This is a genomic window from Pseudomonas marginalis (genome assembly GCF_900105325.1).
Classification (GTDB): Bacteria; Pseudomonadota; Gammaproteobacteria; order Pseudomonadales; family Pseudomonadaceae; genus Aquipseudomonas; species Aquipseudomonas marginalis.
In genome coordinates, this window is record NZ_FNSU01000003.1 from 3823017 (window position 1) to 3847248 (window position 24232).

Consider the following 24232-nt stretch of genomic DNA (forward strand, 5'->3'; position numbering starts at 1 on the left):
CCACTGCGCGCTCAGGTTTTTCGCGAGCAAGCTCGCTCCTACAGCGGTACCATACCCGGCCGGAAGCGGCGCCCTGCTGCCCGCAGGAGTTCCCATGGCCCATCCGTTTGAAACCCTCACCCCTGATCTGGTGCTCGATGCCGTCGAAAGCATCGGTTTCCTCAGCGATGCTCGCGTCCTGGCGCTCAACAGCTACGAAAACCGCGTGTATCAGGTGGGCATCGAAGACTCCGAGCCGCTGATCGCCAAGTTCTATCGCCCCCAGCGCTGGACCAACGACGCGATCCTTGAAGAACACCGCTTCACCTTCGAACTGGCCGAATGCGAAGTGCCGGTCGTCGCGCCGATGATTCATAACGGCAAAAGCCTGTTCGAACACGAAGGTTTCCGCTTCACCCTGTTCCCCCGCCGTGGCGGCCGTGCGCCGGAGCCGGGCAACCTTGACCAGCTGTATCGTCTGGGTCAGCTACTCGGCCGTTTGCACGCCGTGGGGTCTACCCGCCCGTTCGAACACCGCGAAGCCTTGGGTGTGAAGAACTTCGGCCACGACTCCCTCACTACCCTGCTCGAAGGCAATTTCATTCCCAAGAGCCTGCTGCCAGCCTACGAGTCCGTGGCCCGCGACCTGCTCAAGCGCGTGGAAGAGGTGTACAAAACCACGCCGCACAAGAACATCCGCATGCACGGCGATTGCCACCCCGGCAACATGATGTGCCGCGATGAGATGTTCCACATCGTCGACCTCGACGACTGCCGCATGGGCCCGGCGGTGCAGGACTTATGGATGATGCTCGCCGGTGATCGCCAGGAATGCCTGGGCCAGCTGTCGGAACTGATGGACGGCTACCAGGAATTCCACGACTTCGACCCGCGTGAACTGGCGCTGATCGAGCCGCTGCGCGCGTTGCGCCTGATGCACTACAGCGCGTGGCTGGCACGGCGCTGGGATGACCCGGCGTTCCCCCACAGCTTCCCGTGGTTCGGCAGCGAGCGGTATTGGGGCGACCAGGTGCTGGCGCTGCGCGAGCAACTCTCAGCGCTCAACGAAGAACCCCTCAAACTCTTCTGAAATCGCCGCTCGCTCCTGTAGGAGCGAGCTTGCTCGCGAAAACCCTGAGGGCGCCGCGTGCAGTCAGGATGCCCGCGTTATCGTTAACGATCTTCGCGAGCAAGCTCGCTCCTACAGAAGGGTAATCCCATTGGTTGACAAATATCCTTACAATCGCGCTTTGTTAGCTGCCTAAGCAAGGATTACGCATGCAAGCCGCCAACCCCCGCAAGGGGTACATCCTGGGCCTGAGCGCCTATGTCATCTGGGGTCTGTTCCCGCTCTACTTCAAAGCCATCGCCAGTGTGCCCGCCGCCGAAATCATCGTGCACCGGGTGCTCTGGTCGGCACTGTTCGGTGGTTTGCTGTTGATGGTGTGGAAGCACCCCGGCTGGTTTCGCGAACTGCGCGACAACCCCCAGCGCCTGGCAATCCTGGCCCTCAGCGGTTCGTTGATCGCCGGTAACTGGCTGACCTATGTGTGGTCGGTGAACAGCGGGCGAATGCTTGAAGCCAGCCTGGGTTACTACATCAACCCACTGGTGAATGTGCTGCTGGGCATGCTGCTCCTCGGCGAGCGCCTGCGTCGCCTGCAATGGGTGGCCGTGGGGCTGGCCGCAGTGGGTGTGGCGCAACAGGTCTGGCAGGTGGGCAGCTTGCCGTGGGTATCGTTGGTACTGGCGCTGACCTTCGGTTTCTACGGCCTGATCCGCAAGCAGGCGCCGGTCAAGGCGCTGCCGGGGCTGGTGGTGGAGACCTGGATGCTGGTGCCGATTGCGGTGGCCTGGTTGTTGTTCAACCCGTCGGCCCACAGTGCGCAACTGGCGTTCTGGAGCACATCCGAAGCCTGGTGGCTGGTGGCGGCCGGTCCGGTGACGTTGATCCCGCTGGTGTGCTTCAACGCCGCCGCACGGCATTTGCCTTACACCGCCTTGGGCTTTTTACAGTATGTGGCACCGACCCTGGTGTTGCTGGAAGCGGTGCTGCTGTTCGGTGAGCACCTGGCATCGAGCACGCTGATCGCCTTTGCCTTTATCTGGGCCGGGCTGGTGGTCTACAGCGTCGATGCCTGGTTGAGCGTGCGCAAACGCTGATCAGATAACGTACAAACCTCTGCAAGCCCCAGTCGGCCTGGCTTGCAGAGATCCATCCCAAGGTTACCCACAACCTGGTCCCCGTCATTTGTGCACAAGCCCTTGAAACTGCTCGTTTTTTGCTCAGCTGGCGGAGAAGCCCGGTGGACGTGGCCTGGCGCCGGGTCTCTACAGGTTATCCACAGGTCCATGCAAGATTTCCATGCATAACCTTGAGGGTGGTTATTCCTCGCTGTGCAGTTCCACCATCAGATCATCCGCCAGGGTTTCCAGGGATTCCTGCAACGCCTCCAAGGACAAGCTCGATGGCACCTGCAACAACGCCTCGGCGCTGAACAGCGGATCACCGCTCATCGGTGCCGGGCGTACATCGGTGCTCAAGCGCTCCAGGTTGACACCCTGTTTGCTCAACAGCGCCGTGATCTCGCGCACGATGCCCGAACGGTCGTTGCCCAGCAGCGTCATCACAATCGACTTGGACGCCGATGCCTGGCCACTGCTGCCCTCGCCCACCAGCACGCGAATACCGTGTGTGGATAAATCATCCAAAGCCCCCACCAAGGCCTGACGACTCTCGGCAGGCACGCTGACCCGCAGGATCCCGGCGAACTGCCCGGCCATATGCGCCATTCGGCTTTCCAGCCAATTGCCGCCGTGGGCCGCAATGTTCTGCGCGATGCGTTCCACCAGGCCGGGTTTGTCGGCGGCGATAATAGTGAGTACAAGATGGTCCATGGCGAAGCCCTCTGAATTCAATCTACAAGGTGGACCCGGGGGCCCGCGAAAACAAATCGTGTACCATTTTTATTTTTATCTGGAACAATCCAATAGTTTTTTGAGAACATCCGGTTCTCCGCTGTGACCGTACGACCAAAGTGGGTCGCTAAACGACGTATTTAGTCTAATTTTCACAACCGCAAGTCATCATGTAGTATGCCCTCCCGTGCACTACATAATGAAAATCCGAAACAGCGCATTAGCTCCGCAGAGTGAGGCAAGCAATGACTGAACACGTTCAAGTCGGTGGCCTGCAGGTCGCCAAAGTCCTGTTCGACTTCGTGAACAACGAAGCCATTCCCGGTACCGGCATCACTGCCGACCAGTTCTGGGCCGGTGCCGACAAGGTCATCCACGACCTGGCACCGAAGAACAAAGCCCTGCTCGCCAAACGCGACGATTTCCAGGCGCGGATCGATACCTGGCACCAGACTCACGCCGGCCAGGCCCACGACCCGGTGGCCTACAAAGCCTTCCTGCAAGACATCGGATACCTGCTGCCAGAAGCCGCAGACTTCCAGGCCTCGACCCAAAACGTCGATGACGAGATCGCCCGCATGGCCGGCCCGCAGCTGGTGGTGCCGGTGATGAACGCCCGCTTCGCCCTCAACGCGTCCAACGCGCGTTGGGGCTCGCTGTACGACGCCCTGTATGGCACCGACGCCATCAGCGAAGCCGACGGCGCCGAAAAGGGCAAGGGCTACAACAAAGTGCGTGGCGACAAGGTGATTGCCTTCGCCCGCGCCTTCCTCGACGAAGCCGCGCCGCTGAGCGCCGGCAGCCACGTCGATTCCACCGGCTACAAGATCGTCGACGGCAAGCTGATCGTCAGCCTCAAGGGCGGCAGCAACAGCGGCCTGCGTGACGACGCCCAGTTGATTGGTTTCCAGGGCCCTGCGGCCGAGCCGATCGCGATCCTGCTGAAACACAACGGCCTGCACTTCGAAATCCAGATCGACGCCAGCACCCCGGTTGGCCAGACCGATGCCGCCGGTGTCAAAGACGTGCTGATGGAAGCCGCACTCACCACCATCATGGACTGCGAAGACTCCGTCGCCGCCGTCGATGCCGATGACAAGGTGGTGATCTACCGCAACTGGCTCGGCCTGATGAAGGGCGACCTGGCCGAAGAAGTGGCCAAGGGCGGCAAGACCTTCACCCGCACCATGAATGCCGACCGCGTCTACACTGGCGTCGACGGCCAGGACGTGACGCTGCACGGCCGTTCGCTGCTGTTCGTGCGCAACGTTGGCCACCTGATGACCATCGACGCGATCCTCGACAAACACGGCAACGAAGTACCGGAAGGCATCCTCGACGGCCTGCTCACCAGCCTGGCGGCGGTCCACAGCCTCAACGGCAACAACACGCGCAAGAACAGCCGCACCGGTTCGGTCTACATCGTGAAGCCGAAGATGCACGGCCCTGAAGAAGCCGCGTTCACCAACGAGCTGTTCGGCCGCATCGAAGACGTGCTGAACCTGCCGCGCAACACCCTCAAGGTCGGGATCATGGACGAGGAGCGCCGCACCACGGTCAACCTCAAGGCCTGCATCAAGGCCGCCAGCGAGCGCGTGGTGTTTATCAACACCGGCTTCCTCGACCGCACCGGCGACGAGATCCACACCTCCATGGAAGCCGGCGCGATGGTGCGTAAGGCGGCGATGAAGGCGGAAAAATGGATCGGCGCCTACGAGAACTGGAACGTCGATATCGGCTTGAGCACCGGCCTGCAAGGCCGTGCGCAGATCGGTAAAGGCATGTGGGCGATGCCCGACCTGATGGCGGCGATGCTCGAACAGAAAATCGCCCACCCACTGGCCGGCGCCAACACCGCCTGGGTGCCATCGCCGACGGCCGCCGCACTGCACGCGCTGCACTACCACAAGGTCGACGTGTTCGCACGCCAGGCCGAACTGGCCAAGCGCGAACGCGCGTCGGTGGACGACATCCTCACCATTCCCCTGGCCAGCAATACCGATTGGTCCGACGAAGAAATCCGCAACGAACTGGACAACAACGCCCAGGGCATCCTCGGCTATGTGGTCCGCTGGATCGACCAGGGCGTGGGCTGCTCGAAAGTGCCGGACATCAACGACGTCGGCCTGATGGAAGACCGCGCCACCCTGCGCATCTCCAGCCAGCACATTGCCAACTGGCTGCGCCACGGCATCGTCAACGAAGCCCAGGTGATGGAAAGCCTCAAGCGCATGGCGCCGGTGGTGGACCGCCAGAATGCCGGGGATGCGCTGTACCGTCCGCTGGCGCCGGATTTCGACAGCAATATCGCGTTCCAGGCAGCGGTGGAGTTGGTGATTGAAGGGACCAAACAGCCCAATGGCTATACCGAGCCGGTGTTGCACCGCAGGCGTCGGGAGTTCAAGGCTAAAAACGGCCTGTAAATGAAAAAGCCCTGATCGTGAGATCAGGGCTTTTTCTTTGGGGCTGTGGTGTGGATGTACCCGGTCAACTGTGGGAGGGGACTTGCTCCCGATGAGCATAGGTATCTACACAACTCTTAAAGGCTGACACATAACTCTGTGGTGAGCGGGCTTGCCCCGCGCTGGGTTGCGAAGCGGCCCCAATAAGGTCACCGCAGAGTGCCAGAATCAATCGAGGTGAAGGTTTTGGGGCTGCTTCGCAACCCAGCGCGGGCGGTGCGACGATTCGACAAGCCCGCTCACCACAGAAGCCTAATTGCCATAGATTCCGTATTCACTGGAAGTTGTGTAGATACCCATGTCCCGATGAGGCCCGTACAGACACTGCAAAAATCAGGAAGCCATCCCCAACTCGCGCTTTACCAGCTTCGCCAACTTCACGCTGTCGATCGGCTTGAGCAAAAAATCCACCACGCTCAAATGCATCGCATCAATCACATCCGGCGCTTCGGCATCCCCCGACATGATGATGATCGGCAACGCCGCGCGGGTGGATTCGCGCACTTGCTTGATCAACTCCAGACCATTGCTGGGTTTCATGCGCAGATCGGTGATCAGCAAGCCGATGGAACTGCTGGACTTCAATAAATCCCACGCGGCCTCGCCACTGTCGGCCGTCATGCAGCGAATACCGTCCAAGCCCAGGATCTCCGCCAACAGTTCACGCGCGTCCTTGTCGTCATCAACAATCAACACGCGTTGTGGCGGTAAATCAGGCTCCAGCATCACGGCGCTCAGCGCCTCGCGCTCGGCATCACTCAAAATATCGTGGTCGGACATACGTTTCTCAGCGGTTTTCGACAATCTTCCAGCACACTCGTCAGACATCTGCGGAAGGGCGTTCAATGTGCACTTCGTCGGAAAGTTTGCCTAGTGGGTGTTCTACGGGGTTTGGACGATAGTCGTGTAAGGTTTTTCCCTAGTTCTGCGGCGTTTTCATCGACCTAGACTTACGTCCAATGGGCACCCGCCGCTCAGGAGTCGACCATGCAGGACGATAACGACAAAAAAATTGCGGTCATGGTTATGAGTAAAGCTGATGCCTTCGCCCAGGCGGGAAAAACTGCTGTATTGCAGAACATCCACGGCACCCTGCAGTTCCTGCAACGCTTCCCACCGTTCAACCAGATGGAAAACGCGCACCTGGCGTTTCTGGTGGAACAGTGCCAACTGCGCTTCTTCGGCCCCGGCGAGAGCATCCTCAAGCCGTCGGGCGGGCCGGTGGAACACTTCTACATCGTCAAGCAGGGCCGCGTCGTGGGTGAACGGCCGGACGCCACGCAAGCCACCTTCGAAATCACCACCGGCGAGTGTTTCCCCCTCGCGGCGCTGTTAGGTGAGCGCGCCACCCGCACCGAACACAAGGCCGCTGAAGACACCTTCTGCCTGCAACTGAACAAACCGGCCTTTATCAAGCTGTTCGCGCTGTCCAGCCCCTTCCGCGACTTCGCCCTGCGCGGTGTCAGCAGCCTGCTCGACCAGGTCAACCAGCAAGTGCAGCAAAAAGCCGTGGAAACCCTCGGTACCCAATATTCCCTGAATACCCGCCTGGGCGAATTGGCCATGCGCCATCCGGTCACCTGCAGCCCGCAGACACCGTTGCGCGAAGCGGTAACGCTGATGCATGAGCAGCAGGTGGGCAGCATTGTGATTGTCGATGAACACAAGGCGCCCCTGGGCATTTTCACCCTGCGCGACCTGCGCCAGGTGGTGGCCGACGGCACCGGTGACTTCAGCCAGGGCATTGAAGGCCATATGACCCAGGCGCCGTTCTTTTTAACGCCGGACCACAGCGCCTTCGACGCGGCCATCGCCATGACCGAGCGGCATATCGCCCACGTCTGCCTGGTCAAGGACCAGCGCCTGTGCGGGGTGGTGTCCGAGCGCGACCTGTTTTCCCTGCAACGGGTCGACCTGGTGCACCTGGCCCGCACCATCCGCAATGCGCCACGGGTGGAGAACCTGGTAGCGCTGCGCGGCGAGATCGGCCAACTGGTGGAGCGCATGCTCGCCCATGGGGCGTCGTCTACCCAGATCACCCACATCATTACCCTGCTCAACGATCACACCGTGTGCCGGGTGATCGAGTTGACCCTGGCCGAAAAAGGCGATCCCGGCGTACCGTTCAGTTGGCTGTGTTTCGGCAGCGAAGGCCGGCGCGAGCAGACGCTGTACACCGACCAGGACAACGGCATCCTGTTCGAGGCCAGGGACGCCGTGGAGGCCGCCGAGATTCGCGGGCGGCTGCTGCCCGTGGCGCAGCAGATCAACCAGAGCCTGGCACTGTGCGGGTTCAGCCTGTGCAAGGGCAACATCATGGCCGGTAATCCCGAGCTGTGCCTCTCGCGGGCGGAATGGGCGCGGCGGTTTGCGGCGTTTATTCGCGAGGCGACGCCGGAAAACCTGCTGGGCTCGAGTATCTATTTTGACCTGCGCGTGGTGTGGGGCGATGAGCGCGGCTGCGAGCAACTGCGCCAGGGCATTCTCGACCAGGTCGGGGATAACCGGCTGTTCCAGCGCATGCTGGCCGAGAACGCCTTGCGCCAGCGCCCGCCCGTAGGACGCTTTCGCGATTTTGTGCTGACGCGTAAAGGCGGGGAAAAGGCCACCCTCGACCTCAAGGTGCAGGGGCTTACCCCCTTTGTCGACGGCGCACGCCTGCTGGCCCTGGCCAACGGCATCCACGCCAATAACACCCTGGAGCGCCTGCGCCAACTGGTGGTCAAGGAAGTGATCGAGCCCCTGGACGGCGCCGCCTATGAAGAGGCCTATCACTTTATCCAGCAAACCCGCATGCAACAGCATCAGTTGCAGACCCGCGAGAACCAGCCGTACTCCAACCGCGTCGACCCCGACAGCCTCAACCACCTGGACCGCCGCATCCTGCGCGAATCCCTGCGCCAGGCCCAGCGCCTGCAAAGCAGCCTGACCTTGCGGTATCAGCTGTGAGCTTGTTTGACTGGCTGCGCACAGCCAAGCCCAGACTGGATACCGCGCAACAACAGCGCCTGGAACAACTCTCCAAGCCCGCGGTGTTGGGCGACAGCACGTTGCGCAGCCAACGCTGGGTAGTGGTGGACCTGGAGACCAGCGGCCTGAATCTCAACCGTGACCAGGTGCTGTCCATCGGCGCGGTGGTGATCGAGGACGGCGCGGTGGATTTTTCCCAACTGTTCGAGCGCACCCTGCACCGCGCCGACACCAAACTCAGCCCCAGTGTGCTGATCCACGGCCTCGGCCCCAGCGCCATCGCGGCGGGCAGCGACCCGGCCGAGGCCCTGCTGGACTTCATGGAGTTCGTCGGCGACAGCCCGCTGCTCGCCTTCCACGCCCCATTCGATCAACACATGCTGGGCCGCGCGCTCAAGGACAGCCTGGGGTATCGACTGGCCCACACTTTCCTCGATGTGGCCGACATCGCCCCGCTGTTGTGCCCCGAGGCACATATCCGCGAAGCCGGGTTGGACGACTGGGTCAACCACTTCAACCTGCACGTGGGCGAACGCCATCACGCCAGCGCCGACGCCCTGGCCACGGCGGAGCTGATGCTGATCCTGTTCAGCCGCGCGCGTCAGCAGCAGATCGATACGCCTCAGGCGCTGCAAGAGCGCTTGAGCCAATGGAAACGGCGTAAACACGCGCCATCGTTTTAATGTGATCTCCCGACAGACGCCAATTGCGCCCGCCCCACGCCTCTGACACAATCGCGAATAATTCTCGTTAGTTTAAACCTCTTGTTTATTCGGTGATGCCTTGTCGTCGGTCCAGAACCCACACAGTGAGCTTGTTGGCGCGTTGTACCGCGACCATCGTGGCTGGCTGCTGGCCTGGCTGCGGCGCAATGTGGCCTGCCCGAGCCGTGCCGAAGACCTGAGCCAGGACACCTTCATGCGCCTGCTCGGCCGTGACGAGTTGCGCGAGCCCCGCGAGCCACGGGCGTTTCTGGTGGCCATCGCCAAGGGCTTGCTGTTCGACTACTTCCGCCGCGCGGCCCTCGAACAGGCCTACCTCAGCGAACTGATGCTGATCCCGGAAAGCGAACACCCGTCGCCGGAAGAACAGCAACTGATCCTCGAAGACCTCAAGGCCATCGACCGCCTGCTCGGCAAGCTGTCGAGCAAGGCCCGCGCCGCCTTCCTCTATAACCGCCTCGACGGCCTGGGCCACGCCGAAATCGCCCAGCGCCTGGGCGTGTCGGTGCCGCGTGTGCGCCAGTACCTGGCCCAGGGCATTCGCCAGTGCTACATCGCCCTGTATGGCGAGCCGCTGTGAACGTGATCAGCTCCAAGCCCGTGTCGGCCCGTGTCCTGGATGCGGCGATTGCCTGGCAGTTGTCCCTCGATTCGGGTGATGGCAGCGCGGTGGAGCGCGAAGAATTCAGCAAATGGCTGGCCAGCGATGAAGAGCACGCCCGTGCCTGGCGCCAACTGGGCATGCTCGACCAGCGTTTCAGCGTGGCCTCGGGCCCGGCGCGGGCGGCGTTGTTACAGTCGCGCGAGGGCATTCGCCAGCGCGTGCGCAAGCTCGGCAGCGGCCTGGCGAGCATTGCGCTGGTGTGCGGCCTGGCGTTGTTTGCCGGCGAGCGCTACGTGCCGATCCACTATTGGCTCGCCGACCAGCGCACCGCCACCGGCGAGCAGCGCACGCTGAAACTGGCGGACGGTACGTTGATCAACCTCAACACCCACAGCGCCATCGACGTGCGCTTCGATGAGAAGCGCCGGCTGATCGTGTTGCAGGAAGGCGAAATCCTCGTCGAAACCGGCCACAACGATGCGCGCCCGTTTTATGTGCAAACCCGCGACGGCAGCCTGCGCGCGCTGGGCACGCGGTTTATCGTCAAGCGCGAAGACGACGCCACGCGCCTGAGCGTGCTGCAATCGGCGGTGGGCGCCCAGCCCGAAGCGCTGGCGCAGGAACAGGTGTTCAAGGCAGGCCAGCAAGTGCTGATGCGCAGCGACGGCCTCGGCCCTGCCCTGGCCGTCACGCCCGCCACCGATGCCTGGACGCGCGGCATGCTGGTGGTCGACAACGTCCGCCTGGGCGATGTGGTGCAGGAACTCAGCCGCTACCGTACAGGCCATCTCGGGGTGGATAAAGACGTGGCCGACCTGCGCATCACCGGCAGCTTCCCGCTGCACGACACCACCCTGGCGCTCAACGCGCTGCTGCCGACCCTGCCGGTGCAGATCGAACAGCACACGCCGTGGTGGGTGACAGTGGTCGCCAAGACACCTGAGGCCAAATAAAAAATATTTTCCACCGGGCCTATCACTTTTGAAATCTCGCTCGGCACATAGGCAATTGCGAATTACTTCCATTCAGGAGCCGCCCTATGTCCCGCACGCTAGACACCTTGTTGCGCCCCAGCCTGTTAGCCGTGGCCATTGCCCTCAGCACCCCGCTGGCCAGCACTGCGCTGATTGCCGCCGAACAAGCCTCCAGCGTGCGCGCCTACAACCTGCCGGCCGCGCCCTTGACCAGCACCCTGAACCAGATCGCCAGCCAGGCCGGCCTGGCACTGACCCTCAACCCAGCGTTGGCCTCGGGCAAGACCTCGGCCCCGGTCCAGGGCCAGTTCGATGCACCGGGTGCACTGCGTGAAGCCTTGCGTGGCACCGGGCTGCAGCTGGAGCAGAGCAGCGCCGGGACGTATACGCTGGTGGCGGTTCCGGAGGGGGTGATGGCGCTGCCGGTGACTAACATCACAGGACAAGATGGCAACCAGGAGAGTGCCTGGGGTCCGGTCCAAGGCTACCTGGCCACACGCACCGCCGCCGGCACCAAGACCGACACCGCCCTGGTGGAAGCCCCGCGTTCGATCTCCGTGGCCACCCGCGAGCAGATGCAGGATCGCAACGTGCAGAACCTGGACGACGCAGTCAAATACATGCCCGGCATCGTGTCCGCCAGTTATGGCAGCGACACCCGCTACGACTGGATGCGCGTGCGCGGCTTCGAGCCCACCCAATTCCTCGATGGTCTGCCACTGCCGCGCGGTGTGTACGCCAACCCCAAAGCGGAAACCTGGAACCTCGACCGCCTCGCGCTGCTGCGTGGCCCGGCCTCGTCGGTGTACGGCCAGACCCCACCGGGCGGCCTGCTGGACATGGTCAGCCGACGCCCCAGCGCAGAGTCGAGCAACGCCATCCAAGTGCAATACGGCAGCGACAACTACCGCCAGATCAACTTCGCCAGCACCGGCAAGATCGATGATGAAGGCCAATTCCTCTATGGCCTCAGCGGCGTGGTACGCGATGCCGGCACCCAGGTCGATCACATCGACAACAAGCGCTACAACATTGCGCCGAGCCTGACCTGGAACATCGATACCGACACCAAGCTGACCCTGCTCTCGCAGTTCACCCGTGACGATACCGGGACCACCAGCCAGTTCATGCCGATCCAGGGCACCAAGATCAAATCGCCGCTGGGCGAGGTCTCCCACCACAAGAATCTGGGCGACCCGGACTACGAGTTCTATGATCGCACCTACTACGCGCTGGGCTATGCCTTCGAGCATCGTTTCAACGACACCTGGCAGTTCAAGCAAAACCTGCGCTACACCAAGTCGGATCTGTCGTTCCAGCAACTGACCGTGGGTTCCTACGCGTTCTCCCCCGCGGATGCAGCGGGCAATATCAGCCGCTCGACCACCAACGTCGACGAGGACATCGGCCAGTTCGCAGTGGATAACAACTTCCAGGCAGACTTTGTCACTGGCGATGTCATCCACACCCTGCTGCTCGGCCTGGACCACCAGCGCACCGATACCTCCTATCGCGCGATATTCGGGACGGCCTCGGGCACCAATATTTTCAACCCGATCAATACCCAGCCAACCCTGCGCCCGACCGATGTCCGACCTTTTTACGACTACAACCAGAAAACCGTGCAGACCGGTCTCTACGTGCAGGACCAGATGGCCCTGGACAAGTGGCGCCTGACCCTGGGCGGGCGTGAAGATTGGGTGCATCAGGGCACCACCTACTTCAACGACAGCGATGCGACCAACACTGACCGCATCAAACACTTCAGCGGCAACGCGGCGCTGAGCTATGTATTCGACTCGGGCTTCGTACCCTACTTGTCCTACGCCGAGTCGTTTCAACCGGCGAGCAACGCCGATACAAACGCGCTCAAGACGTTCAAGCCCACCGAAGGCAAGCAGTGGGAAATGGGGGTCAAGTATCAGCCGCCCGGCTCCAATACGTTGCTCAGTGCAGCGGTCTACGACCTGACCCAGAAGAATGTGCAGGTGACCACCCTCGGCGCTGGGGGCCAGCAGATCAACAGCCAGACCGGCGAAGTGAAGGTCAAGGGCCTGGAGTTGGAAGCCGTGTCCGATGTGACCGAGAACCTTAAGGTCATCGCCGCCTATACCTTGGCAAAATCCGAAGTGCAGAAAGGCATCTACAAAGGCAACCGCCTGACACTGATGCCCAACCAGCAAGCCTCGCTGTGGACCGACTACACCTGGCACACCGGTGTGCTTGACGGTTTCGGCATCGGCTTTGGCGCCCGTTACACCGGCAACACCTATGGCGACCAGGCCAACACCTGGCTGGGAAAGGCCAACGCCTATACCGTGTTTGACGGTGCGGTGCATTACGACCTGGGCCGCCTGGACAACAGCCTCAAGGGTGCATCGGTCAAGTTGAACGCCACCAACCTGTTCAACAAGGACTACCTGTCGACCTGTGATGGCAACTACTGCTACTTCGGCGACCAGCGCAGCGTCGTCGCCAGCGCCACCTACCAGTGGTAATCGACCGCTTATGTGGGCGGCTTTGGCGTGTTTGAAGCATGAGTCTCTACACAACTTCAATAGGCTAATGCGTAGCAGCTGTCGAGCCTTGGCGAGGCTGCGTTTGCGGTGTGTCAGGCATAACGCAAACGCAGCCTCGCTTGCGCTCGTCAGCTGCTACAAGGCTAGAAAATGAAAAGCAAAACCATCCGCCGCTGGTCCTTCATCCACACCTGGACCAGCCTGATCTGCACGGTGTTCCTGCTGCTGCTCGCCCTCACCGGCCTGCCGCTGGTGTTTCACCACGAGATCGACCACCTGCTGGGCAACGATCCCGATCTGGCGCAGATGCCTGCCGATACGCCACAACTCGACCTCGAGCAACTGGTGAGCAAGGCTAAGACCCATCGCCCGGGCGAGGCCATGCAATACCTGGCGTGGGATGAAGATGACAAGAACGGCGTGATCGCGATCATGGCCGCCACAGCGGGCACCGAGCCCAACTCGTCCCACACCTTCATGCTCGATGCGCGCACCGGCGACGCGGTCGAGATGCCTTCGGCCAATGGCGGCTTCACCCTGTTCCTGCTGCGCCTGCATGTGGATATGTTCGCCGGCCTGCCGGGCAAGTTGCTGCTGGCGTTCATGGGCATTCTGTTTGTGCTCGCGATTGTCTCGGGCACGGTGCTGTACCTGCCATTCATGCGCCGCTTGAAGTTCGCCACGGTGCGCCAGGACAAGTCCAGGCGCCTGCGCTGGCTCGACCTGCATAACCTGATCGGCGTGGTCACCCTGACCTGGGCGCTGGTGGTGGGCGTGACCGGCGTGATCAGCGCCTGTGCCGATTTGATCATCGCCGCCTGGCGCACAGACAGCCTCAGCGCAATGATCGAACCCTACAAAAACGCCCCGCCCCTGACCCAACGCGCCCCCGCGAGCGAGCTGCTGAGCATCGCCGCCAAGGCCGCGCCCGGCATGCAGCCGGACTTTATCGCCTTCCCCGGCACACGCTTTTCCAGCGAGCACCATTACGCAGTGTTCATGAAGGGCAGCACACACCTGACCTCGCACCTGCTCACGCCGGTCCTGATCGACGCCGGCACCCTGGCCGTCACCGCCATCGCCGAACGGCCGTGGTACATGGACGCCATGGGCATGTCGCAACCACTGCACTTCGGCGACTACGGCGGCATGCCGATGAAGATCCTCTGGGCGGCGCTGGATGTGCTGACCATCATCGTGCTGGTGAGCGGGATTTACTTGTGGATCGTGCGGCGCAAGGCGGGCAAGGCATGAAGCCAAGGCAGTCGAGTTTCTGGAGGGTATTTGGCATTCCCCTGGGGATTGGCCTGCTCAGCGCCGCCGGGTTGTTTGCGGCGTTGCTGGGGGATGGGCTGTGGGATTCGTTGAGTTGGGTGGGGTTGGGCATCCCCGCGTTGATCGGCGCATGGGCCCTCCTGTAGGAGCCGGCTTGCCGGCGAAAAACCAGAGAGCACCGCGTCAAAGCAGACGCGCTGCGTTATCGTTAACGTTCTTCGCGAGCAAGCTCGCTCCTACAGAGGAAAGCCCATGTCTGCGCCCAGCATGACCTTGTTCCACAACCCCGCGTCACCGTTCGTGCGTAAAGTCCGCGTGCTGCTGGCCGAGACCGGCCAGCAGGACCGCGTCGCCCTGCATGGCTGCATGCCGACCCCGGTCAACCCCGATGCGCAGCTGGTGCAAGACAACCCCGTGGGCAAGATCCCGGCCCTGCGCCTGGCCGACGGCAGCGTGCTGCACGACAGCCGGGTGATCCTCGATTACTTCGACCACCAGCACGTCGGCAACCCGCTGATCCCCCGCGATGGCTCGGCCCGCTGGCGCCGCCTGACCCTGGCTTCGATGGCCGACGGCATCATGGATGCCGCCGTGCTGGTGCGCTACGAGACCGCCCTGCGCCCGGTGGAAAAACACTGGGCGCAGTGGCTCGACGAACAGCGCAACAAGATCCGCCGCGCCCTCGCCGAGCTGGAACAGGACGCCATTGCCGAACTGACCAGCCACTTCGATATCGCTTCGATCAGCGTGGCCTGCGCCCTGGGTTACCTCGACTTCCGCCATCCGGACATGCAATGGCGCTTGGATAACCCCAAGCTTGCCGCCTGGTACCTCGAGGTCAGCCAGCGGCCTTCGATGCAGCAGACCCAGCCGCCGGCCTAGCGGGCCTGTTGTAGTGAGCGGGCTTGCCCCGCGCTGGGTGGCGAAGCCGCCCCAAAACCTGCAATGGCGGTCCATCTGGAGAAACTCATTGCCTGGAATGGGGCCGCTTCGCGCCCCAGCGCGGGGCAAGCCCGCTCACCACAACAGCACTTCGCCACACTGGAAATAGCGCATTGATTTTGCCCACCAACAGCACCCGCGCCTGCTGATCCTCGCGCAACCCGATCATTGCACTGCCTCCAGGTCGAACTGCAGGGGCTCGGCCGCCTTGCGCTTGCCCACGCCGTACCAATCCAGCTTACGCGTCAGCACCATCACCGTCCCCAGCAGCCCGAACAGCAGCAGCGAGCCCATCAGCAGCGCGTAGTCCTCGGCACTCAACAGCCCGTACAGCAAGCCATACAGCGCCGCCAGCCCCGCCGAAAACCCCAGGCCATGGGCAACGCTGCGCAGCACGTGGCACACGTAGAACCCGATCAACAGCACGCAGGCACTCGCCGAAATCAGGTAGGCCAAGGCAAAGCCCAGGTGCTCGGACAACGACAACAACAGCAGGTAGAAGAACGCCAAGGCAACGCCCACCAATGCGTACTGGACGGGGTGCACCGCCAGGCTCTTGAGCACTTCGAACAGGAAGAAACCGGCAAAGGTCAGGGCGATAAACAGCAGCGCGTATTTGATCGCGCGGTCGCTCTTGAGGTACTGGTCCACCGGATCGATGAAGTTCACGCCGAAGCTGCGGTTGTTGAAGTCGTTGCAGCCCTGGCCGTCCAGGCACGTTTGCAGGGCCTGTTCGAGGTTGGTGGAAAAGAATGAGGTCTGCCAGTTGGCCGTGAAGCCGTTGTCAGTCACTTCGCGCTGGGCCGGCAGGAAGTTGCCGATAAAACTGGGGTGCGGCCAGTTGGAGGCCAGGGACACCTGACTGGTCTTGCCCACCGGCACCACTTGCAGTTGCTCGGTGCCTTGCAGGCGCAGGTCGAAGGCGAAGTCCACTACAGCCGGTTTCTTGCTGTCCTGCTCCGGCAATGCCACATGCACGCCCTCCCCCAGCCAGTCCACTTGGGAGCCCGGCTCGAACTCCAGGCGCTGGCTGCCCAGCTCCAGCTTCAGCGCATTTTCGATGCCGCGAATATCGCTGATACCCACCGCCAGAAACGCCGGTTCAAAGCGGTAATCGGCAAAGTCTTCGGTGATGCCCAACTGCGCAGGCAGCTCGAAACGCCCGCTGATACGGTTGTCGGCATGGAACAGCCGCGCCTGGTAAATCCCCCGTGCGCGCAGTTCGGTCTGCACCTTGCCGTCGAGTTCAAAACGGTCCGGCAGGAAATACAGGCGCCCCCGCTCTTCACGGGTGACCTCGTAGCGCTTGTTGAGCTTTTCATTGAGCTTCCACTCGCGCACGGTCTTGCGATACGGCACCACCATCACCGGGCCGGTGAGGCGCTGGGCGTAGCTGGAACTTCGGGCGATGTCCATCAGGACGCCGTCGCGCAGTTGCTGGCGGTCACTGATGATGCCGTTGATCATCAGCAATGGAATCAGCAACAGCAGGATCAGCAGCGCAATCGCGCCAAGTTTGAAAAGCAGGCTGCGGTTCATGGGTCTCTCCCTGTTTTGATGGGGAGAGTCTGGACAGCCTGTGTGGGGGATTTATGTGGGCAATGTGGAGACTGTGTGGAGATGCAGCACCACGTGCACACCGCCCGGCACATTGCCGATCTGCAAGGTGCCGCCGTGCAGCTTCATGACTTCCTCGACAAAGTTGAGGCCCAGGCCGGTGCTCTTGCGTCCGCTTACGGGACGCGGCAAGGAATAGAAGCGCTCGCTGAGGCGCGGCAGGGCATAGTCGGGGATAGGCGCGGCCTGATTGAACAGGCTCACCTGCACGTCGTTGTGCAGCGTCTGTGCGCTGAATCTCAACACGCCACCGGGCGGTGTGAAGTCCAGCGCGTTGTCCAGCAAGTTGCCCAGTGCCTGGCGCAACAGGAAGGGCTCGCCAAACACCTTCACATCCGCCGCAATCCCTTGCTCGACGTGCAGCCCGGCGCCTTCGATTCGCGCACATTGGGCGTTGAGTACGTCATCGACCAAGGCCGCCAGCGGGATACTCGCCTGCGCCTCCAACCCCTGGCGTTGCTCCACCTGCGCCAGGTTCAGCAGACGTTCGATCAACTGCTGCAGGCGCGCGCTTTCGCTGTCGATATTGCCGACGAAGCGCTGCTGCTGTTCGCGGCTCATCTCGCCCTGCAACAGCTCGGCCGCGCCGCGAATCGCTGCCAGCGGGCTTTTCAATTCATGGGTCAGGGTGTGCACGTAATGTTCGACGTAGGCCTTGCCCTCCAGTTGCGTGCGCATGTGCTCGACGGCGGTGGACAGCTGCTTCAGCTCGCCGCCGCGATAATGCGGCAGCTCTGCCCTTCGGCCTTCACTGACGGCTTCGGCGTAGGCGGTCAGGCGACGCAGTGCAACGCTCAGCCACCACGACAGCAACGCACCGAGCAACAGGCCGAGGATGACCAGGCCCGCGCCGTACCACAGCAGGCGGCGCTCAGTGCGGTCGACATACGGCTGCAACGAGCTGTTGGGCTTGGCCACGGTGACCACGCCGATGATCTGCCCGTTATCACGGATCGGTGCGCCGACGTGCATCACCGATGAGGTGGGGTCATCCGCTGCGCTACGGGTGGAGCGCGCGCCGTATTCGCCGCGCAGGGTCAGGTAGACGTCGTTCCACTTCGAGTAGTCCTGGCCCACGGCTTCGCCCGTGGAGTCGAGCAGCACGGTGCCTTTGGCGTCGGTCACGTAGATACGGTGGTTGACCTGGTTTTTCGCCAGCCCCCAGATGGTCGCGCCGGGCTGGCGGTTGCCATAGGCCTTGAGTAATTCGGGCCAGTGGCTCTGGCCGAGGGTGCCGTGCTTCACGTCATCGCGCAGGATTTCGGCCAGCAGGTTGGCGGTGTCCACCAGGGTTTCTTCAGTGGACTGGCGCACGCCGGGGCGGATTTCCTTCATCACGGTGCTGAGCACGAAGTAACCGGTGAGGCCGATAAACAGCGCATACACCAGGAAAATCCGCAGCCCCAGGCGCATCAGCTGTTGCTCGGGCTGTAGCTGTAGCCGAGGCCGCGATGGGTCTGGATCGGCTCGGCATCGGCGGCCACGCTGCGTAACTTGCTGCGCAGGCTCTTGATGTGGCTGTCGATATTGCGCTCGTAACCGGCGTCGGCCGCCACGCCCACCGCGTCCAGCAACTGCTCGCGGCTGAACACCCGCTCGGGTTGCTCCAGCAGGCTTTGCAGCAGGCGGAATTCATGCCGGGTCAGGCTCAGGGGTTGGCCGCGATAGCTGATTTGCATGCGCTCCAGATCGACCTGGAACAGCGCCGGCGCCACACCAGGGCCGACGCGCTTGAGGATCGCCCGCACCCGCGCCGCCACTTCCCGTGGGCTGAACGGCTTGACCACATAATCGTCGGCGCCGATCTCCAGCCCCACCACGCGGTCGATCTCGCCATCCCGCGCGCTGAGGAACATCACCGGCACTTCACTGAAACGGCGCAATTGCTTGCAGGTTTCAAAACCGCTGATGTCCGGCAGGCCGATGTCGAGGATGATCAGGTCGGCCGGGGTCTGGCGCTGATGGGCCAACGCCTCCTGGCCGAGGCTCAGCCAAGTGGTGGTAAAGCCCTCGCCTTGCAGGGCGAATATCAGCGTGTCGGCTATCGCCGCTTCGTCTTCGACAATCAGGATGTGGGGCATGGGTTCAAATCAGCAGTCCGGTTTGTCGGCAGTGTAGCGACGGGCCGGGTTTACTGCTGCGCCAAATTCACGCAAGGCCTTGGCGCCGATCAGCAACGGGTAATTGAAGCTGCTGCGGTCGGTGAGGTTGACCTCGACGGTACGCTTGACGTTGCCCAGGCACATTTCCAGGTCGATCACCGGGCGCTTGGTCACAGAGGCTTCGTCTTTTTCGTCGTCTTCGTCGGCGCGGCTCTTGATCTTGCTGATGCGCGAGACCTTGTGCTCGTAGACCTTGTTGGTAGCGTCCTTGCCGCCGAGGCGGAAGCGCACCCAGTCGTCACCGTCACGGGTGAAGGTCTCGATGTCACGGGCCGACAGCGAGGCGGTCAGCGCGCCGGTGTCCATTTTGGCCTTGAAGGTTTCGCCGATCTCCGGCAACTGGATGTATTCGTAGCGACCGTAAAGGGTCGGCTCGGCGGCCATGACAGGCAGGGCAACCAGGGCGAGGGAGGCAAGAAGCAGTTTCACGAAGTGATTTCCTCGGAAAGAAGTAGGCGGATTCTAGACCGCAAAGACAGCACTTAGTTAGTCACGCCCACCATAACTGGCACATTGTGAAACATTCGTACGGCCATTTGCGATTTGGCCTCTAGACTCAGCTTGCTTATGATGGCCCGCCCACAAGATTCCAAGAGTTACTTATGCGCCGCCTGCTCACCGGCTGTTTGGTTTCACTGCTGCTGTTGCTCAACACCCTGGTCTTGATCGGGCCGCTGCTGGTGTTTGCCCTGCTCAAACTGGTGGCGCCCGGGCGCTATCGGGACTACGCCTCATGGGCGGTGATGTGGATTGCCGAGACCTGGGCCGAGATCGACAAGCTTATTTTCGCCTTGTGCATCCCCACCCAATGGGACATTCGCGGCGGCGACGAGCTGCGCGGCGACACCAGCTACCTGGTGATCAGCAACCACCAATCCTGGGTGGACATCCCGGCGCTGATCCAGGCCCTCAACCGCCGCACACCGTTCTTCAAATTCTTCCTGAAAAAAGAACTGATCTGGGTGCCCTTCCTGGGCCTGGCCTGGTGGGCACTGGATTACCCATTCATGAAACGCTACACCAAGGTGTTCCTGGCCAAACACCCGGAGCTGGCAGGGCAGGATTTAAAGATCACCAAGGAGGCGTGCGAGCTGTTCAAGCGCCAGCCGGTGACCGTGGTCAATTACCTCGAAGGCACGCGGTTCAGCGAGGCCAAGCGCAAGCAGCAGGCTTCGCCATTCACTCACTTGCTCAAGCCCAAGGCGGGCGGCGTGGCGTTTGTGCTGGCGGCAATGGGCGAACAGCTGGACGCCGTGCTCGACGTGACCGTGGTCTATCCGCAGCAAAAGATTCCGGGGTTCTGGGATTTGATCAGCGGCGCGGTGCCCAAGGTGATCATCGACATCCAGACCCGTGAGCTGGACCCGGCGTTGTGGCAGGGGGATTACGAGAATGATCCGGCGTTTCGCCAGACCGTCCAGAACTGGGTCAACCAGCTCTGGACGCAGAAGGATGCGCGCATCGAACAACTGCGCGCGGAGCGTATTTAGCTACCGGTGCCCCAGGCCTGGGCCAGTTTACCCAGCAGCGAGCTGTTGGCGCCCTGCCCGCCCAGGTATTGCAGGATCACCGGAGCAAACTGGCTGACCATCCCGCTGTCCATGCCCAGTGCGCTGAAAGCGGTGTTCAGGTCGCTGGTGTTCTTCACGTTACCCAGCAGGCCGTCCAGGCCGCTGGTCTTGCTGCCGCCGGCCTGGCCGAGCATCCCGCTCAAGGCCCCGAGGCTGCCCAATGCATTGTTACCCGACAGTTGGTCGAGGCCCGGCACGCTGTTGCCCAGCTGCGAATAGTCGTTGCCGCTGAGTTTGTTCTTGGCCAGGCCCAGCATCGCGCCGGTACCGCCAACGGCCTGCTCGGGGGTGATGTTCAGTTGCGAGGTCAGGGCGCTGAGCAGGCCGGCCGTTTCGGACGACGGTGCGGCAGCTGCGGCCTTGTTGTTGCCCCCTTGCATGCCGGAGATGGCATTGGCCGCGTCGCCAAGGCTGAACCCTGCGGCGAACACCGGGGTGGCGGCCAGGCTCATCAGGCAGGAAAAGGCGAAACCGCGTGAAATCTTCATCGAGACAACCTCTGGGTGTAGGGGGTGAAAGCAGGCGTTTGACTGGGTATCCGGCGCATTGTTCCGGGCGGCCCAGGAACCCAATGGCCAGGTCAGAGTCCATGAAACAACGTCAAAAACTTGCCAGGAAACAGCCCTATGAGCGCGACCCGTCCCCAAGTGATTGAGCCCAAGCCCCCCTTCTGGAGCCGCCCCCGTCTGTTTATCGGTGTGTACGTGGCCATAGTCGCCGGCCTCGGCGGCGCGTTTTACACCCAGGACAACGTCAAGTCCGCCGCCACCCTGATCACCACCACCCAACAGCCGGCGGCGCAGATCATGGCGCACAAGGATTACCTGGAAGTGCAACCTATCGCCATCACCGCACCCGCACCGGACCAGAGCCTGGAACTGTGGGCAATACCCGACGGCGGCAAGCCCGTGTCACTTGGACTGATATCGGAGGATGGCGAAGGCATCATCGGCTTGAACCCAAGGCAGCAGGCCTCGATCAGCAAGCCGGTGGAATTGATGGTGAGTGCCGAGAGCAAGGGCGGCTCGGTGAGCAAGCAACCGACGGGACCGACCGTCTATCAGGGGGCTTTGGCCAACCGCTGATGTTCCAAACACCACAACCCACTGTGGGAGGGGGCTTGCTCCCGATGGCGTTGAGTCAGCCAGCAAATAGGTAACTGACTGAACGCTATCGGGAGCAAGCCCCCTCCCACATTTGGGTTTTCGTATGCCTGGGATTTACGCCGCACTAAACAACTTATGCGGATCAATCACAAACTTCTTCGGCACGCCCGCATCGAACTCGCCATACCCACGTGGCGCGTCATCCAGGCTGATCACCTGCACGCCGACGATCTCGGCAATGTTGATACGGTCCCACATGATCGCCTGCATCAGTTGGCGGTTGTACTTCATCACCGGCGTCTGGCCGGTGTGGAAGCTGTGGGATTTGGCCCAGCCCAGGCCGAAGCGAATGCTCAGGCTGCCCATTTTTGCGGCGGCATCCACGGCACCCGGATCTTCGGTGACGTACAGGCCAGGGATACCGATCTTGCCCGCCACGCGCACCACGCCCATCAGTGAGTTGAGCACTGTGGCCGGGGCTTCGGCCTTGACGCCGTCGTGGCCGTGGCCGCGGGCTTCAAAGCCTACGCAGTCGACGGCGCTGTCCACTTCGGGCTCGCCGAGCAGCGCGGCGATTTGTTCGTGCAGGGGGGTGTCGGTGGACAGGTCGGCAATTTCAAAACCCTGGGCCTTGGCGTGGGCCAGGCGGATCGGGTTGACGTCGCCGATGATCACCACCGCAGCGCCGAGCAGGCGTGCAGACGCCGCCGCCGCCAGGCCGACAGGACCTGCACCGGCGATGTAGACGGTGCTGCCAGGGCCAACGCCGGCAGTGACGGCGCCGTGGTAGCCGGTCGGGAGAATGTCGGAGAGGCAGGTCAGGTCACGGATTTTCTCCATGGCCTTGTCACGGTCCGGCAGTTTCAGCAGGTTGAAGTCGGCGTACGGCACCAGCACGTACTCGGCCTGGCCGCCGGTCCAGTCGCCCATGTCGACGTAGCCGTAGGCACCACCGGCACGCGCAGGGTTGACGGTCAGGCACACGCCGGTGTGTTGCTCTTTGCACGAGCGGCAGCGCCCGCAGGCGACGTTGAAGGGCACGGAAACCAGGTCGCCGATCTTCAGGTTTTCGACGTCGCTGCCCTTCTCGATCACTTCACCGGTGATCTCGTGACCGAGCACCAGTCCGGTCTGGGCAGTAGTGCGGCCGCGCACCATGTGTTGGTCGGAGCCGCAGATGTTGGTGGACACCACGCGCAGGATGACGCCGTGCTCAATCTTCCTGCCACGGGGATCCTGCATTTTGGGATAGTCGATTTTCTGTACTTCGACCTGGCCGTTGCCGAGATACACGACACCACGATTACCAGACATGCTTTCACCTCGCTGTTGTTTTTATGGAACTGCGTTGCCCTTTTGGGTGGGCAGCGCGTTGAGTGCTCGGGTACAGATGCTGTTGCTTGTGTTGTTTGTCAGGGCCTCATCGGGGGCAGTCAGAGCACCACAGTCCTATTGGCGTTCAAAAACACCCGTCGCTCAATGTGATACCCAACGGCCCGGGCCAAGGTCAACCCTTCGATGTCCCGCCCCTTCGCAATCAAATCCTCGGGATAGTGACTGTGATCCACCACCTCCACACCTTGGGCGATGATCGGGCCTTCGTCCAGGTCGTTGTTAATGTAATGCGCCGTGGCACCGACCAGTTTCACCCCCTTGTTGTACGCCTGGTGATACGGCTTGGCGCCCTTGAACCCCGGCAGCAACGAGTGGTGGATATTGATGGCCTTGCCGTCCAGCTTGCGGCACAGCTCCGGCGACAGCACTTGCATGTAACGCGCAAGGATCACCAGTTCGGCGCCGGTCTCTTCCACCACTTGCCACACCTGACGCTCCTGGGACGGTTTGTCGTTAGGGTCGAGGGGGAAATGGTAGTAGGGAATTTGATGCCAGTCGGCCAAAGGTTTGAGATCGGGATGGTTGGACACCACCGCGACCACGTCCATCGACAGTTGCCCGATACGCTGGCGGTACAGCAGGTCGTTGAGGCAGTGATCGGCCTTGGAGACCATGATCACCACTTTTGGCCGGTAGTTCGGCGCCGTCAGCTCGAAGATCATGCCAAAGGCTTCACCCCGCGAGGCCAGGCCGTCGCGGAACGCCTGTTCGTCGAAGCCATCCGGCTGACGGAATTCCACGCGAATAAAAAACCGGCCCGAGAGGCGGTCATCGAACGAATGGTGCTCGGTGACGTAACAGCCCTGCTCAAACAGGTAGCGGGTAACCGCGTCCACCGTGCCGAGCACGCTGGGGCAGTCGGCGGTCAAAATCCATGTATCGGGTGCGCGGCTCATTACAGTTAACTCCTCATACAGCGATGCTGCTTACTGTAGGAGCGAGCTTGCTCGCGAAAAATCCAAGGGCGCCGCGTTCATTCAGGATGCGCGCGTTATCGTTGACGTTTTTCGCGAGC

The 24232-nt window shown here is 62.1% G+C and carries 23 protein-coding genes; 13 read left to right on the forward strand and 10 right to left on the reverse strand.

The features are described from left to right. Window positions 1–94 precede the first annotated feature (94 nt). The gene (locus BLW22_RS27115; RefSeq protein ID WP_074847779.1) at window positions 95–1069 is read left to right on the forward strand and encodes a serine/threonine protein kinase; all 975 of its coding nucleotides are present in this window, start codon (window positions 95–97) and stop codon (window positions 1067–1069) included. A 188-nt stretch (window positions 1070–1257) separates the two neighbouring features. Further along, on the forward strand, window positions 1258–2142 hold the full coding sequence (gene rarD / locus BLW22_RS27120; RefSeq protein WP_065925422.1) for an EamA family transporter RarD: 885 nt from the start codon (window positions 1258–1260) through the stop codon (window positions 2140–2142). 222 nt (window positions 2143–2364) lie between these two features. On the opposite strand, the gene BLW22_RS27125 is transcribed toward rarD, so the two are convergent. Further along, window positions 2365–2877, reverse strand: a complete 513-nt coding sequence (locus BLW22_RS27125) for a glycine cleavage system transcriptional repressor (RefSeq protein WP_065925423.1) — start codon at window positions 2875–2877, stop codon at window positions 2365–2367. 266 nt (window positions 2878–3143) lie between these two features. Here BLW22_RS27125 and BLW22_RS27130 point away from each other — a divergent pair, with 266 nt between their 5' ends. After that, complete coding sequence (locus BLW22_RS27130; protein ID WP_065947472.1) at window positions 3144–5321, forward strand: malate synthase G; 2178 nt, start codon at window positions 3144–3146, stop codon at window positions 5319–5321. A 372-nt stretch (window positions 5322–5693) separates the two neighbouring features. Here the strand turns inward: BLW22_RS27130 and BLW22_RS27135 are convergent, their stop codons facing one another. Continuing rightward, window positions 5694–6140, reverse strand: coding sequence for a response regulator (locus BLW22_RS27135; RefSeq protein WP_065925425.1), 447 nt, complete (start codon window positions 6138–6140; stop codon window positions 5694–5696). Between the two features lie 246 nt (window positions 6141–6386). On the opposite strand from BLW22_RS27135, the gene BLW22_RS27140 reads away from it, so the two are divergent. The 8 genes from BLW22_RS27140 to BLW22_RS27170 all read left to right on the forward strand — a co-directional run bounded on the left by BLW22_RS27140 (window position 6387) and on the right by BLW22_RS27170 (window position 15306). Further along, window positions 6387–8309, forward strand: a complete 1923-nt coding sequence (locus tag BLW22_RS27140; RefSeq protein WP_174562751.1) for a putative nucleotidyltransferase substrate binding domain-containing protein — start codon at window positions 6387–6389, stop codon at window positions 8307–8309. Continuing rightward, window positions 8306–9013 (forward strand): 3'-5' exonuclease, encoded by a 708-nt coding sequence (locus BLW22_RS27145; protein WP_065925427.1) that lies wholly within the window; start codon window positions 8306–8308, stop codon window positions 9011–9013. Before BLW22_RS27140 ends, BLW22_RS27145 begins: the two co-directional genes overlap by 4 nt. A gap of 100 nt (window positions 9014–9113) precedes the next feature. Continuing rightward, window positions 9114–9632: an RNA polymerase sigma factor gene (locus BLW22_RS27150; protein WP_027605963.1), complete on the forward strand. Its 519-nt coding sequence runs from the start codon at window positions 9114–9116 to the stop codon at window positions 9630–9632. Next, window positions 9629–10609: a FecR domain-containing protein gene (locus BLW22_RS27155; RefSeq protein WP_065947474.1), complete on the forward strand. Its 981-nt coding sequence runs from the start codon at window positions 9629–9631 to the stop codon at window positions 10607–10609. The genes BLW22_RS27150 and BLW22_RS27155 overlap by 4 nt, the downstream gene beginning before the upstream one ends. 86 nt (window positions 10610–10695) lie before the next feature. Next, entirely contained in the window at window positions 10696–13128 is a 2433-nt protein-coding gene (locus BLW22_RS27160) for a TonB-dependent siderophore receptor (protein ID WP_065925429.1), read from the forward strand. A gap of 171 nt (window positions 13129–13299) precedes the next feature. Further along, entirely contained in the window at window positions 13300–14403 is a 1104-nt protein-coding gene (locus BLW22_RS27165; protein ID WP_074847781.1) for a PepSY-associated TM helix domain-containing protein, read from the forward strand. Next, window positions 14400–14570, forward strand: a complete 171-nt coding sequence (locus BLW22_RS34930; RefSeq protein WP_137212390.1) for a DUF4175 domain-containing protein — start codon at window positions 14400–14402, stop codon at window positions 14568–14570. Before BLW22_RS27165 ends, BLW22_RS34930 begins: the two co-directional genes overlap by 4 nt. A 106-nt stretch (window positions 14571–14676) precedes the next feature. Beyond that, window positions 14677–15306 carry a glutathione S-transferase gene (locus BLW22_RS27170; protein WP_065947477.1) on the forward strand — a complete coding sequence of 210 codons (630 nt, stop codon included), beginning with the start codon at window positions 14677–14679 and terminating at the stop codon, window positions 15304–15306. A gap of 85 nt (window positions 15307–15391) precedes the next feature. Here the strand turns inward: BLW22_RS27170 and BLW22_RS34895 are convergent, their stop codons facing one another. From BLW22_RS34895 to rloA2, 5 genes are read right to left on the reverse strand one after another with little or no spacing between them, the layout of a single operon-like run. Then, a complete protein-coding gene (locus tag BLW22_RS34895) occupies window positions 15392–15535 on the reverse strand; it encodes a hypothetical protein (protein ID WP_159440258.1) in 144 nt (47 codons plus the stop codon). Further along, complete coding sequence (gene creD / locus BLW22_RS27175; RefSeq protein ID WP_065925432.1) at window positions 15532–16905, reverse strand: cell envelope integrity protein CreD; 1374 nt, start codon at window positions 16903–16905, stop codon at window positions 15532–15534. Before creD ends, BLW22_RS34895 begins: the two co-directional genes overlap by 4 nt. A 51-nt stretch (window positions 16906–16956) precedes the next feature. Beyond that, window positions 16957–18396 (reverse strand): two-component system sensor histidine kinase CreC, encoded by a 1440-nt coding sequence (gene creC, locus BLW22_RS27180; protein ID WP_065947478.1) that lies wholly within the window; start codon window positions 18394–18396, stop codon window positions 16957–16959. After that, window positions 18396–19064: a two-component system response regulator CreB gene (gene creB, locus BLW22_RS27185; protein WP_027605971.1), complete on the reverse strand. Its 669-nt coding sequence runs from the start codon at window positions 19062–19064 to the stop codon at window positions 18396–18398. The genes creC and creB overlap by 1 nt, the downstream gene beginning before the upstream one ends. Before the next feature lie 9 nt (window positions 19065–19073). Then, complete coding sequence (gene rloA2 / locus BLW22_RS27190) at window positions 19074–19574, reverse strand: retropepsin-like aspartic peptidase RloA2 (RefSeq protein ID WP_065925434.1); 501 nt, start codon at window positions 19572–19574, stop codon at window positions 19074–19076. Between the two features lie 173 nt (window positions 19575–19747). Here rloA2 and BLW22_RS27195 point away from each other — a divergent pair, with 173 nt between their 5' ends. Beyond that, window positions 19748–20635 carry an acyltransferase gene (locus BLW22_RS27195; protein WP_065925435.1) on the forward strand — a complete coding sequence of 296 codons (888 nt, stop codon included), beginning with the start codon at window positions 19748–19750 and terminating at the stop codon, window positions 20633–20635. Here BLW22_RS27195 and BLW22_RS27200 read toward each other — a convergent pair. Next, window positions 20632–21204 carry a DUF2780 domain-containing protein gene (locus BLW22_RS27200; RefSeq protein WP_074847782.1) on the reverse strand — a complete coding sequence of 191 codons (573 nt, stop codon included), beginning with the start codon at window positions 21202–21204 and terminating at the stop codon, window positions 20632–20634. The genes BLW22_RS27195 and BLW22_RS27200 overlap by 4 nt on opposite strands. A 138-nt stretch (window positions 21205–21342) precedes the next feature. On the opposite strand from BLW22_RS27200, the gene BLW22_RS27205 reads away from it, so the two are divergent. Beyond that, on the forward strand, window positions 21343–21801 hold the full coding sequence (locus BLW22_RS27205) for an anti-sigma factor (protein ID WP_074847783.1): 459 nt from the start codon (window positions 21343–21345) through the stop codon (window positions 21799–21801). Window positions 21802–21936: 135 nt separating this feature from the next. Here the strand turns inward: BLW22_RS27205 and fdhA are convergent, their stop codons facing one another. Beyond that, window positions 21937–23136, reverse strand: a complete 1200-nt coding sequence (gene fdhA, locus BLW22_RS27210; protein ID WP_053130983.1) for a formaldehyde dehydrogenase, glutathione-independent — start codon at window positions 23134–23136, stop codon at window positions 21937–21939. A 119-nt stretch (window positions 23137–23255) separates the two neighbouring features. Continuing rightward, window positions 23256–24113 (reverse strand): formyltetrahydrofolate deformylase, encoded by an 858-nt coding sequence (gene purU, locus BLW22_RS27215; RefSeq protein ID WP_065925438.1) that lies wholly within the window; start codon window positions 24111–24113, stop codon window positions 23256–23258. Window positions 24114–24232 lie beyond the last annotated feature (119 nt).